The organism is Campylobacter concisus (genome assembly GCF_002912895.1).
GTDB lineage: Bacteria > Campylobacterota > Campylobacteria > Campylobacterales > Campylobacteraceae > Campylobacter_A > Campylobacter_A concisus_G.
This window is the reverse complement of record NZ_POZX01000002.1, coordinates 1-13540: the sequence shown is the minus strand read 5'-3', so window position 1 is coordinate 13540 and position 13540 is coordinate 1. Positions and strand designations below refer to the sequence as shown.

The window sequence follows — 13540 nt, the reverse complement described above, 5'->3', positions numbered from 1 at the left end:
CCCCTTCTTTAAATTTGCAAAATCTTATTGCAATTTACTTTATGATAAGATTAATCATTATTAAAAATATAAAAATATCTAAAAATTTTAATGGACTTAAAATCATAAAATTTTTAGCCATTTTTGGCTAGACTAAGAAAAAATTTAAAGGAGAATAGATGTCTAAAGAGTTTAAAGATGCAAATGAATTTAAGGAATTTTTTGAAGAATTTAGAAAAAAAGATGGCTACAAAGATCCGCTTGCTTTTGGTATCGCTAGGATCGATCGTGGACAAAAAAATACAGATAAAATTTTGCAAGCGACTTTTGCTGTTGTAAATTACAAAGAGAGCTTTTTAAGCGCGGCTGCTTATATTTATGCTTTGCAAAAATGTGATGTTAAAGTTGATTTTAATGGCTCTGAATTTATAGCTGATCTTACGCCAAAAGTGGTGAAAAAAGCTAGCAAGCTCTTTAGTGTCTTTGAAAAAGAGATAAGCTCTCATAAAAATGTACAAAATTTACATGCCGTAAAAATGGCATTTGATGACGATCTTGAACTAAATGAGAATAAATTTAAACTTGTGTTTTTGTTTGATGATGCAAAACCACTTAGTGTAGAGGCCGTATATCTCAAGCTTTACTTGATATCGCTTGGCAAAGTCGCACCTAGAACGATCGTGCTTGATGGAGCTTTTGGTGTGTTGCCAAATGTTGTATGGACTAGCCAAAATACGCCAATTGAGCTTGAATGGCTAAGAGAAAATGAAATTTCTCTAAAGATGTTTGGCGAATATCCAGCGATCGTTAGCGTCGATAAATTCCCAAGATTTTTAAGCCACATCATCCCAGCTGATAATACGAGAATTTTAGACTCAGCCAAGGTTCGCATGGGTGCTGCCGTGTATCCTGGCACAGTCGTTATGCCAGGTGCTGCCTATATCAACTTTAACGCAGGCACGACTGGTGGCGTGATGGTTGAAGGCAGGGTCAGCAGCTCTGTCGTAGTTGGCGAGGGCAGTGACGTAGGCGGAGGGGCAAGTATACTTGGCGTGCTAAGTGGCACAAACGGTAACCCTGTAAGCATTGGCAAACACTGCTTGCTTGGGGCAAACTCAGTTACGGGCGTGCCTCTTGGCGATAACTGCATCGTGGATGCTGGCATAGCGGTGCTTGAGGGCACAAAGGTCTATATATCAGCTAGCGAGCGCGAAAAGTTAGCTAAGCTAAATCCAGAGTTTAAATTTGAAGCTGAAATTTACAAAGCACTTGAGCTTGGCGGGCTAAACGGACTTCATTTTAGACAAAATAGCCAAACAGGCCAGATCACTGCAAGTGCGAGCAAAAGGGCGATCAAGCTAAATGAGGCACTTCACTAAAAGGAGCTAGCATGAAAGTTGGCATTTTGATGTTTGACAAGCTAAATCTATTAAGCTTTGCTAAAATTTATGATTTTTTACATAAATTTGAGGATTTTAGTATCAAGACCTACGCCCTAAAGCCTGAGATAATCGATGAATTTGGCGTCAGGCTTCATCCAGAAATTTACGCTGAGAGCCTTTATGGTGTGGATATCTTAGTCGTGCCAGATGGCGTTGGAGCACTTGGATTAAGATACGATGAGATATTTTTAAGCTGGGTTAAAAGCTCAGCGAGTGCAAAATTTAAGATAGGTTTTGACCTTGGTGTACTCATCCTTGGTGGGGCTGGATTTTTGGAAGACAGAGAGGCTTGCATAAGGGGCGGATACAAAAATGCACTTAGTGACTACTGCGATGTTAATGATGCCAAGATGTGCGAAAGTAGGGGTGTCATAAGCGTTAGTGAATTTGATGATAGAATTAAAGAAAAGCTGGCAACGATACTGGGTAAAGATAAATTTTAATGGCTTTGACTCTTAAATTACAATAGAAATTTTATATTTTTAGTAAGCTTATAGCTTGTTTATAGCGCTATTTACCGCTTGTAGGTGTGCTACATTATCCACTCTATGAAATCAAAATTTAAATTATTTCCAAGCTTTGTTATCTGCTCTAAAATTTCATAATAATTTTTCTATTTGCTTAAATAATGCTAGAGATAGAAAATGGCTTAATACCATCTTCTCTTAAAAAGTAGTGTGCCAAAGCCCTTGTCATGCATCCATTACCATCATCATAATGGATGGATAATCAAAAACTAAAGATGTGCAATAAAACTTTTTAGATATACGTTTTCAAGGCTTTTGTTGATAAAATTTTAAAAGTTCTCATCTCATCTTCTATACCTCTACTGGCAAGGCTTTATAGTGGATTTGTGTGTTTTTAGCAAGTCTGAGATAATCTGTATGTCATTATCTCTAAAATTAGCTCTTTTTATCTTGCAAGTTTTACCATAACTATATTCGAATAAGGTATTATTGTACCAACCATGTGGTCTCCTTCAAGGCTCATAGGGATTTGCTTAAATTTATATCAAGCAAACGCGAGACTAGATTATAGCTATGTCTAGTTGCATGAGTGCCAGCTCGCCAGTCAAAATTTTTGTCTAACATCTTTTTTATAGGTGAGTGAATACTTATACCATTGAGCCTTTCTCGATGAGTAGATAATCTAATCTTCTAGAACACTGATTTGTGCCTTTAAAAGATCGTTTTTGCAGATCTCGCTTGTTTTAAATTTTTGTGATCTTGCTCTAGCTTATTTGTAAGGATATCCATTGTTCCTTTATAGAAAGAAAATTTTATGCAATTAGGATACTGTCATGTCAACTAGTTTTACATTATTTTTCTAAAAGTAAGAGTAGTATTTTATATTTTTTGCTCAACGTATGGAACTTATTTATAGCAGCAAAATTTGATATATATATATATTGCTTTTGATTTGTTATTTGTAAAAATCGTTTTTATTAGAATTAAGCCAGGGTTAAGGCTAGATAAGTTATCTACCTAACCTATAATCTCTTCTAGCATCCTTGTAACCACGCCTATAACCACGATCAAAACCATCATCGTAGTCGTCATCGTTATAGTAGCTTCCACGAAAATCACGCTGGAATCTATCATATCTATTTTGATAGTATGGACGGTATTCAGGAGGATATGGCGCATAGTTTGGATCAACAGGATAGTAGCCATTTGTACGGCAACTATCCTCATCGAATTTTTCTATTCCATTACGAAATTTATAGCTTTCTATTTTTTTATCAAAGCTATCAATACTTCTTATGTCGCCATAAAATTTAGCCATTTCTCTTTGATTTATAAGACCACAAAGCCTAGCTTCAACTTTTTTTTCATAACTCATAGCAAACAAAAAAGTCAATGAACAAAATAAAATGGCTAAAAATTTCATGTTATTCTCCTACTTTTAGACTTCCGCCTTTTCCAAGACCACCTTTTACGGTTTGTGCTTTGTAATCTTTTAGGGCAATAACTAATTGATTCATCGAATCAAGAAAAGCATTTACAAGTGTTTTTCCCTCAGGTGTTCTTGAATATACGCCAAGTCCCGCGCCAAGAGAAGCGCCAGCACTGCCGCCCATGCCAAAGAAGTCAGTGCTAGAAGCTGAGCCAATAGCTGCCGCTAATTGAACACCTGAACGATTTTCTATAAGAACCAATGTGGTTTGTGTCTCTTTTGTTGAAAAACCACCAGCTATAGCACCTGCTACACTACCAAAAAGTGCTTCAACAAGAGCACCTGTACCTCCCGTATCTTCGTTACTAAAGAAAATTTCAGGGCGAATAGTATAATCAGCTGCTACCATTTTACCTTTGCCAAAACCAGAACTGCTACGTAGTTCGCCTGATCTATCAAGTGCACGCTCTTGCATCATATTATCCATCATAGCGCCACGTTCAACTATAACAAAACAACCAGTTTGTTGTGCAAGAAGACGCAAAACCGGAATAGTTGATGTGAGCTTGTAGTTGTGTGTTAAATATGAATACCAATCAGAATTTTGGTCTTCATAAAACGCAAGTGTTCCAAGAGTGCTACTGCATTTTTCTATTTTTGTGTTAGCATTATTGTTATTGCTTCCAGCAGCACTGCCAGTTACACCGTTGCTATTGCCAGTCGCACAACCGCTTAAAAGTAAAACTCCAAGGCCCACGCTTAGTAAAGATGAACTTAACTTCATTTTTATCCTTAATATTTAAGTTGGTTTTTTAATATTATATATAAGCAAATATTATAAAAATATTAATATAAGATTTATGTTTAGTAGCATAATGCAAAACTACTTTTATAAAAATTTAAGTAGCCAGCAAGATGCCAGCCACACGAGTTATTCGACAGTTACGCTTTTTGCAAGATTTCTTGGCATATCGACATTGTTGCCAAGTCTAACAGAAATTTCAAGTGCAAGTAGCTGAAGCACTAGCATCATCTCGAAAAATTCGCTCATATAGTGATCTTGAACGCTTGTTTTTACGTAGTCATCGCTTAGCTCAAACTCAAGTGGGCTTATCGCCAGGATGTAGGCATCTCTTGCGGCAAGCTCTTCTACATTGCTCTTTGTCTTTTCATAAAGTAAATTTTGAGGCATTAAAGCGATCGTAAATAGCTTCTCATCTGCAAGTGCGATAGGGCCGTGCTTCATCTCACCTGATGGATAGCCCTCGGCGTGAAGATATGAAATTTCTTTAAGCTTTAGCGCACCTTCAAGTGCTAGCGGATAGAAGATGTCTCTACCGATGAAGAAGAAGCCATGACCGTGCAAATAGTGCTTGCTTAGGCGGTGAAGCTTCTCTTGAAGAGAGTTATTGATATTTAAAATTTGTGGAATGTGAAGAAGTGTTTTGATCTCGTGATCAAGCTCTTTTTTGCTGATAGATTCTTTTGCTGCCGCCATTTGAAGCACAAGCATCCAAAGTACGATGATCTGCGTTGCAAAGGCCTTTGTGCTTGCCACACCTTTTTCGATGCCAGCACGAGTTAGAAGAGTATTGTCAGCTAGTCTAACGATAGATGAGTTATCAACATTACAAATAGCAAGCGTTCTAAGCCCAGCCTCTTTTGCTATCCTAAGTGCCTCAAGAGTATCGGCTGTCTCGCCACTTTGTGAGATGACGATGAAGAGCGAGTTTTTGTTTAGATAAGGCTTTCTGTATCTAAATTCACTTGCCACTTCGACCTTTGTTCTAACTTTAGCAAGTCTTTCAAAAAGATAGCTTGCGGTTAGCGCTGCATGGTAGCTAGTCCCACACGCACAAAGCACAACATCATCGATATTTTTTAGATATTCATCGTCTAAATTTTCAAGGGTGACTTTGTGGTTTTTAACCCTGCCCATGATGGTTTCAGATACGACTGCACCTTGCTCGTAAATTTCTTTCTCCATGAAAAATGTATAGCCCTCTTTTTGGGCATAGCTTTTGTCTTTTGGCAAGGCATTAAATGTTATGCTTGCCTTTTTGCCGTGTTTAAAAACGGCAATCTCGTCCAAGCTCACGTAGCCGTAATTATTGTCATCAAGATATGCCACCTCTGTTGCATTGCCGATAAGTGGAGCGTCAGATGAGGCAAAATATAGCTCTTTTTCATTACTCTTTCCTATTGCCATAGGAGCGGCATCTTTTGCAAAAAATATCTTATCAGGTGCAGTTTTGGTGATAAGTAGCGTCGCATAAGCGCCTCTAAGCTTTGCGATAGTTGCCTCATAAGCTTTAAATGGGTCTTTTTTCTCTTTTAAAATTTCTTCAAAAAGGTGCACGATCACCTCAGTATCGGTTTGGCTGACAAATTTAACGCCCTTTGCTTCAAGCTCATCTTTAAGCTCTTTGTAGTTTTCGATGATGCCATTGTGAACGACAAATGAGTGCTCGCCAAGGTGCGGGTGAGCGTTTATCTCAGTTGGTTTGCCATGCGTCGCCCAGCGTGTGTGACCTATCGCCACGCCAAAGCCAGTTGATGTAAAGTCCTTTGTCTTTAGGGCTAAATTTTCAAGCTTGCCGACCGCTTTAAAGAAGTCGATCTTGCCATCACTCATCACAGCCATGCCAGCGCTGTCGTATCCACGATACTCAAGCTCTTTTAGACCGCTTAAAATGACCTCTTTTTTCTCTTTATCTCCGATGTATCCTACGATTCCACACATGTTTTACTCGCTTATTAATAAATTTAATATCTCTTCGCCTTTGCTCTCAAGTCGCTCATTTTTCTCGATCAAAAAGAGATTTCTCGTTCTATTTTTGACCGTTTGGATTCTGGCACTCGTGACTTGAAAATGAAGCCTATCAAAAACACTCATCACATAAGCCATTAGCCCACGCTGATCTTTTGCGTTGATGCTAAGTTTGGCGTAATCTTTTGAGTGATTTAGCTCGAAGTTTATCTCATCTTTGTTAATGTTTGGTTTCAAAGGCTCTTTTAAAACCTCGCTATTTAGGGATTTTAGAGCTAAATTTTTAGTAATTTCAAGCTCCTCTTTTTTAACATTTTGGTTAAAATCAAGCCTGATATAAAATTTTTTCTCAAATAGCTCAAAAATTTCCATATATGCTAGGTCAAATTTGGCAAATTCATAGAGCAGGGCGCTTAAATTTAGGCTCTTTTTTGTATAAATTTGAATGCTTAAATTTTTAGAGTTGTTTATAAAAATTTCTGTCGTATCTAAGCTATCTGCAGCCTTGCTTAAATTTATGATCTCACTCGCACTATATTTTATAAAGACAAGATTTGATGTGATTTTAAAAATTTTCTCTTGCAAGCTTGGTTCAAGTGCCAAAAACTCGCTATTTCGTTTTATAGACTGCTCTTTTTTTACGCGCCTTGTCGCTTCGTCTAGTAAATTTTCATCGCTAAATGCACTAAGAGAAATTTCATAAAGCTCTCTTAAAAGCTTTGCTGTGTAGGCATTATAGAGCCTCTCATTTGTGGCGTTTATCACGCAGTAGCTAAGGATGTAAAGTAGTTTTAAAACCTGCTTGTCGCCAAGCTTTGAGATAAAAGCAAATATAACGCGTTGTGAATAAATGTCCTCTCTGTTTGAGACGTTGCTCATTAGCGTGTGGTATTTTATCAAGATGACGCCGATATTTACGGCTTTTTGGCTTAAATTTAGCTTGTTTGCGTAAGCTCTAAAGATATTAGCGCCGATATTTGCGTGATCTTTGCCAAGCCCCTTGCCAACGTCGTGCATTAAAGTCACGATCTTTAGCATCGTCTTGCCCTCCAAGCAAAGCTCGGTATAGAGATTTTTTATAAATTTATCTTTTATATTTTCAAGAAATTTTACGCTTAAGATGCTATGTTCATCGACTGTAAATTCGTGATAGCCGTCGTACTGAGCTAGCTGGCTGATGTGCTCCATTGGTTTTATTAAAATTTGTATCATTTGTGCATCGAGCAATGACTTTAAAATAGCGTAGGAATTTTTTCTTAAAAATATCTTTTTAAACTCGCTTATAGCACGCTCTAAGCCACTTTTTGTGATAATGGCTCGCTTGATGTAAAAGATCGCGCTTATATCAAATTTATAATCCACATCTTTTAGCTCTAAAAGCTCGGTTATTAGATTTTCAATGAGAGCTGGCTTTTTATGAAGCGGCACGTAAATAACGCCATTTATCTCGTAAAAGCCATTTTTTAGCCTTGCAAATTTTCTCTGATCAAAATTTAGCTCACTTTTAAAAAATGGCCTGCAAAGAGAAGCGACGATAAACCTCGAATAAATAGCGACATTATTCATCGAGCTTAGCATTTTTTGGCTGATAACGCTTTCATTGTCTTGAAGTTTTTTAGACTTTGTTTGCATAAAATTTGTCGTGATCTCAACACTTGAAGCGCTAAAAGTATCAGAATTTTGCGTTAAATTTAAGGTAGTTAGTAGGCTTAGTAAAAAGTCTACATTTAGGTTAAAGCTAGCGATCTCTTTTTCATTCATCACTTTTAGGGCTTGTGATCTAACTGAAATATCGCTATCTAGGCAGTTTAGTATACAGTTTAGGTGATAAATTTCATCGATCCCGCCAAAGCCACTTTTTAAATTTGGCTCTTGGGCTAAGTAGCTGATGCTAGAAAACGGCAAAAATGCCTTTAAATGGTAGTTTAAAAAGGCTTTTTTATCAAATTCTTTTAATTTTACGATCTCGCTTTTTACTAGACGGTAGAGACTTTTTGAACCACAGATATATCGGACTTGCGATGTTTCGCTTTTAAATTTGAGATCGTCTTTGTAATTTATAAAAATTTCATCTAACTCAACACTTTTTATATAAAAATTTATTCCAGAGCTACTTAAAATTTCGCTAAATTCTTTTAAGAAATTCTTTATGTTGTAGCCTTTTAAATTTTTATAAACTAGTAAAATTTCAAGCTCACTATTTGTGCTAAGTAAGGTTTGGGCGTATTTTCCAGTAGCTAAAACACTAAAGGCAAAGCTGTCATTTTGTGGCACAAACTCATCAAAAAATTCTCGCATAGTTTCATTTAAATAAGATTTTATAAAATCATCATATTCTTTGGCTAAAAAATTTGCAAAATTTCTACCCTGATTTTTTTGAAAATGTTTTGGTAAATTTGCCTTAAAATCAAGAAATTTCTCTTTGATTTTTAAATAATTGTCGCTATATTTGGTACTTTTATCAGCCAGCATTTAATGTTTCCATTGTTAAAAATATCTTGGCAAATGTTACATAATTTTTGCAAAAACAAAGCTTTATTTGCCTATAATAAAGCCTTAAGTTCAGCTTTAGGACGATACAAATAATGAATCTATTACAAAAACTAGAAAGTGGCGAGAGATTAAGCAAACAAGAGGCTTTTTCGCTTTATGAGCTTGATCTTTTTACCTTGGCTAAATTTGCCGACAAAAAACGCAGAAAGCTGCATGGCAACAAGGTCTTTTTTAATGTAAATCGCCATATCAATCCAACAAATATCTGTGCTGATATCTGTAAATTTTGCGCATTTTCAGCTCACAGAAAAAATCCAAATCCATACTTAATGAGCCACGAAGAAATTTTAAAGATTGTTGATGAGAGCGTGAGTCATGGCGTAAAAGAGATACACATCGTATCAGCTCACAACGCAAAAAGTGGCTGGCAGTGGTATTTAGAGATTTTTAAAAAGATAAAGGCAGCTCATCCAGAGCTTCATGTAAAAGCGATGACGGCAGCTGAGATCGACTTTTTGTCAAGGCATTACGGCTTAAGCTACGATGAGGTGATAGAAAAGATGCTTGAATACGGCGTCGATAGCATGCCAGGTGGTGGGGCTGAAATTTTTGACGAAGAGGTCAGGGCTAAAATTTGCAAAGGCAAAGTAAGTAGCGAGAACTGGCTAAAGATCCACAAAATGTGGCACGATAAAGGCAGACAAAGCAACGCAACAATGCTTTTTGGCCACATAGAAAGCCGTGAAAATAGGATCGATCACATGCTAAGGATCAGAGACTTGCAGGACAAAACTGGCGGATTTAACGCGTTTATCCCGCTTGTCTATCAAAGAGAAAATAACTACTTAAAAGATGTTAAATTTCTAGGATCGGCTGAAATTTTAAAGACTATGGCGATCTCACGTCTTGTGCTTGATAATGTCCCACATATCAAAGCTTACTGGGCTACTTCGACGCTAAATTTAGCGATGATAGCTCAGGAATTTGGTGCTGATGATCTTGATGGCACGATAGAAAAAGAGAGCATCCAAAGTGCAGCTGGCGCAAATAGCGCAAATGGCGTTACATTAAAGACATTTTGCGATCTCATAAAGACATCTGGTTTTACGCCGGTTGAGCGTGATAGCTTATATAACGAACTTAAAATTTACTAAAGGAGCTTGGGGTGAAATTTTTTGACTTAGCACAAAACAAAACGAGTGTGAAGCAGGAATTTGGAGCAGGACTTACGACATTTTTGGCAATGATGTATATCGTGCCGGTAAATGCGATCATTATGAGCAAAACTGGTATGCCTTATGAGGCACTAATTACGGCAACTGCGCTAATTACCATCTTTTCTACGGTATTAAATGGTCTTTGGGCGAACACGCCAGTTGCGATGAGCGTTGGCATGGGGCTTAACGCTTATTTTACATTTGGTCTTTGCATCGGTATGAAAGTACCTTGGCAAACGGCTCTTGGCGTTGTTTTTCTAAGCGGCGTGATATTTGTCGTCTTGTCTTTTACAAATTTTAGAATGTGGATAATTAGATCCATCCCACTTGACCTAAGAAGAGCGATAAGTGCTGGCATAGGTACCTTTATCAGCTTTGTGGCGTTTCAACAAATGGGCTTTATCGTAAATAGCGACGCAGTTTTGGTTGGTATAGGAAATTTCAAAGATACAAACGTACTTCTTGGCGTTTTAGGACTATTTTTAGTTATTTGCTTTTGGGCGTGGAAGATAAAGGGCGCGTTTATCCTAGCTGTGCTTGTCACTTCAGTGATCGCTTGGGTGCTTGGCATCGCTCCTCATCCAACAGAAATTTTCTCAACTCCAGCCTCTATCTCACCGATATTTTTAGAGCTTGACATAAAAGGTGCCTTTAGCTTAGCCTTGCTACCAGTTATTATCACATTTTTTGTGACCGATCTTTTTGACTCGATAGGTACTCTAGCTGGCGTTGGTACAAGGGCTGGAATTTTTGATGAAAACAAAAAAGATGGCGTCGTAAAACTTGAAAAAACTCTTGAAGCTGATGCCGTTGCTACTGCAGCTGGCTCGCTTGTAGGTGTAAGTACGACCACATCGTTTGTAGAGAGCGCAAGCGGCGTAGAAGAAGGTGGCAGGACTGGTCTAACGGCTGTATTTTGCGGACTTTTATTCATACTTACACTATTTATGTTGCCACTTTTTAAAGCTATCCCTGGCAATGCCATCTATCCGATCCTCGTAATGGTCGGCGTGCTTATGTTTGCTGAGCTTGCTAGTATAAATTTTAAAGATCCAGCTATTGCGGTTGCAACATTTTTCATAGTTGTGCTCATCCCGCTTACTTACTCGATCACAAACGGCCTTGCATTTGGCTTTATGTCATACGTCATAGTTAAGCTCATAAAGAGAGAATTTAGCGATATAAATTTAGGTGTAGTTGTGCTAGCGCTCATTAGTTTTATCGTATTTTTAGTGCATTGATAAGGAAGAAAGATGATATTTTATAGCTATGATGAATTTGCTGTTGATACTAAAAAGATGGCAAAACAGATAAAAGATGAATTTGATCCAGAGGTGATACTAGCTGTGGCAAGAGGCGGTCTAACGCTTGGCCACTCGCTAGCCGTTGCGCTTGAAAATAGAAATTTATTTACCCTAAATTCTATCCACTATGAAGATACAAACAAGCTTGATACGATTAATATCTTTAACGTACCAGATCTTAGCAAATACACTAAAATTTTGCTCGTCGATGATATCATCGATAGTGGTGAGAGTATGGTCGAGATAAAAAGAGAGCTGCTTAAGCGTTATCCAAATTTAGATATCAAAATAGCGACCGTCTTTTACAAAGAGAAGGCTCTGCTTTTGCCAGAATTTAAGGTAAAAGAGGCTCACGATTGGATTGAGTTTTTTTGGGATATACATATTTAAGGAAAATTTTTGCTAGATAAATTTAGAGAATTTGTTGGACATCACGTCGCCTTTAGCGTATTTTTAATATGTTTGATCGATTGCATATTTTTACTTTATACGGCAAATTCTCTTAGTATAAGTTATAGCGAAGCTGAAATTTTTTTTAACAAACAAAATTTTCTTTGTCATGTTTTAAACTTAAGCGTTCAAATTTTTGGTCAAACAGATATTGCTCTAAGATATGTAATGATCGCTTTTCATGTCATAAGCGTCGTTTTAATGTATAAGATAAGCAAATTTTACATTAAATTGGAGTTTGACAGACTTATTGCAGTATTGCTTTTTATCTTACTTCCTGGTACGCTAGCTTCAGCCCTTATCGTCAATAATGCTGGGCTTTGCGTTATGCTGGCGCTCCTATGTATATACTTTTTCCATATTAAAAATAAAATTTTATTTGTAGCATTTTTTTGTCTTTCTTTTTTTATAGATGGCGATTTTTTGATATTTTACGTAGGATTTTTTATATTTTCACTTTATAAAAGGAAGCCGCCACTTGCTTGGCTAAGTGCTATTTTGTTTTTGCTAACACTTTACTTTTTTGGTTTTGATACAAATGGTAGGCCAAGTGGGCACTTTATCGATACTTTTGGTATCTTTGCCGCTGTTTTCTCGCCATTTATTTTTATATTTTTTGTCTATACGATTTATAGAATTTGGGTTAAGGAAAAGAAGGATCTCTTATGGTTTATTGCAATTTGCTCATTTTGCTTTTGTATGATGGTCTCTGTGCGCCAAAGACTGGAGCTTGAGCAGTTTTTACCGTTTTGCGTGATCGCAACGCCACTTATGGTAAGAGTTTTTTTTAATTCGTATCGTGTAAGATTGCCAAAATTTAGAAAAGGCTATAAAATTTGCACGACCTTAGTGATGCTTTTTTTAGCCTTAAACTGGTCTATGATCGTATTTAATCAAATTTTTTACCTATTTTTAGATAACCCAACAAAGCATTTTGTCTATAAATTTGATGTTGTAAAAGAGCTTGCTGCTAAATTAAAAGAAGTAGAAATTAAGGATTTATACACTGATAATAAAAAGCTTGCATTAAGACTTAAATTTTATGGTATAGATGTAAGAGATGAGTCTAAAAATTTATTAGTAAACGCCGATCTAGATGGAAAATCAAAATTTTGCATAGAAAAAATGGGAAAAGTAATTGCAAATTTTGATGTAAGAGGCAGGTAGATGCATAAAAACAAGGGTTTTACTGTTATAGAGCTTATCTTTGTAATCATTGCCGTTGGCATACTTGCAGCAATGATCATACCAAGGCTAGAAATAAACGGAGCCAGGGAGGCAGCTACACAGATGCTAACGCATATAAGATACGCCCAACACCTTGCCATGCAAGATGATAAATTTGTTCATTCGGAAAATGAAAAATTTTGGTTTAAAATGAGATGGGGGATAGCTATTAATGACACTAGTTTGCAAGAGTGCTCTGTAGATGAGCCTGGGGCTAAATCTTGGAAATATAGTATTTTTTATGATAAAAGAGGTAGTGGTAATAAATTTAGTGGTAACTTAAATTCCAAAGAAGAGGTTACCATCGATACGCAAAAGCCAAATAAATTTTTAAGTGCGGGCTGGAGAGGCATTCCTCAATCCTATTGTAATAAAATTAATATAGATTTAAATATTGAAAAAAAATATGGCATAAAATCAGTTAAATTTGTCGGTAGTTGCGGAAAAGGTAAAATGCAAACCATTGATTTTGACGAATTAGGTAGGCCCATGAGAGTGGTAAGTGTTACTGGCAATAAAGGAGCAAAAAGGCCTTATTCAAGACTATTAAAAGGTGATTGCAAGATAATTTTAACAGATAAAAATAACAATGTAGCCTCTATAAATATAGAAAAAAGAAGTGGATACGCATATATAAACTAAACCCTTAAACCTATAATAAAAATACATAACTTAAAATTTAAAAGTGACAAACAAATTTTTCTAAAATTCCCTAATTATTTCAACTATCTTTAAGTATTGCTCATATATAATTCCAGCTCA

Annotated in this window: 11 protein-coding genes; 7 read left to right on the top strand and 4 right to left on the bottom strand. The window is 36.6% G+C overall.

Features of this window, described 5'->3' with window-relative positions:
- The first annotated feature begins 158 nt into the window (after positions 1–158).
- Positions 159–1358, top strand: coding sequence for a 2,3,4,5-tetrahydropyridine-2,6-carboxylate N-succinyltransferase (locus tag CYP51_RS00070; protein WP_103623892.1), 1200 nt, complete (start codon positions 159–161; stop codon positions 1356–1358).
- 11 nt (positions 1359–1369) lie between these two features.
- Entirely contained in the window at positions 1370–1864 is a 495-nt protein-coding gene (locus CYP51_RS00065) for a hypothetical protein (RefSeq protein WP_103623891.1), read from the top strand.
- Positions 1865–2897: 1033 nt separating this feature from the next.
- On the opposite strand, the gene CYP51_RS00060 is transcribed toward CYP51_RS00065, so the two are convergent.
- From CYP51_RS00060 to CYP51_RS00045, 4 genes are all read right to left on the bottom strand, one after another.
- A complete protein-coding gene (locus CYP51_RS00060; RefSeq protein WP_103623890.1) occupies positions 2898–3311 on the bottom strand; it encodes a gamma-glutamyl phosphate reductase in 414 nt (137 codons plus the stop codon).
- A gap of 1 nt (position 3312) precedes the next feature.
- Positions 3313–4101 (bottom strand): peptidoglycan-binding protein, encoded by a 789-nt coding sequence (locus CYP51_RS00055; protein WP_103623889.1) that lies wholly within the window; start codon positions 4099–4101, stop codon positions 3313–3315.
- A gap of 147 nt (positions 4102–4248) precedes the next feature.
- Positions 4249–6060 (bottom strand): glutamine--fructose-6-phosphate transaminase (isomerizing), encoded by a 1812-nt coding sequence (gene glmS, locus CYP51_RS00050; protein ID WP_103623888.1) that lies wholly within the window; start codon positions 6058–6060, stop codon positions 4249–4251.
- A gap of 3 nt (positions 6061–6063) precedes the next feature.
- Positions 6064–8559, bottom strand: coding sequence for an HD domain-containing protein (locus tag CYP51_RS00045; RefSeq protein ID WP_103623887.1), 2496 nt, complete (start codon positions 8557–8559; stop codon positions 6064–6066).
- Between the two features lie 110 nt (positions 8560–8669).
- Between CYP51_RS00045 and mqnE the strand changes: the two genes are divergently transcribed.
- From mqnE to CYP51_RS00020, 5 genes are read left to right on the top strand one after another with little or no spacing between them, the layout of a single operon-like run.
- Positions 8670–9734, top strand: a complete 1065-nt coding sequence (gene mqnE, locus CYP51_RS00040; protein ID WP_103623886.1) for an aminofutalosine synthase MqnE — start codon at positions 8670–8672, stop codon at positions 9732–9734.
- A gap of 11 nt (positions 9735–9745) precedes the next feature.
- On the top strand, positions 9746–11038 hold the full coding sequence (locus CYP51_RS00035) for an NCS2 family permease (RefSeq protein WP_103623885.1): 1293 nt from the start codon (positions 9746–9748) through the stop codon (positions 11036–11038).
- A gap of 12 nt (positions 11039–11050) precedes the next feature.
- Positions 11051–11491: a phosphoribosyltransferase gene (locus CYP51_RS00030; protein ID WP_087580674.1), complete on the top strand. Its 441-nt coding sequence runs from the start codon at positions 11051–11053 to the stop codon at positions 11489–11491.
- A 9-nt stretch (positions 11492–11500) separates the two neighbouring features.
- Positions 11501–12718, top strand: coding sequence for a hypothetical protein (locus CYP51_RS00025; protein WP_103623884.1), 1218 nt, complete (start codon positions 11501–11503; stop codon positions 12716–12718).
- Positions 12719–13420: a pilus assembly FimT family protein gene (locus tag CYP51_RS00020; protein ID WP_103623883.1), complete on the top strand. Its 702-nt coding sequence runs from the start codon at positions 12719–12721 to the stop codon at positions 13418–13420.
- Positions 13421–13540 lie beyond the last annotated feature (120 nt).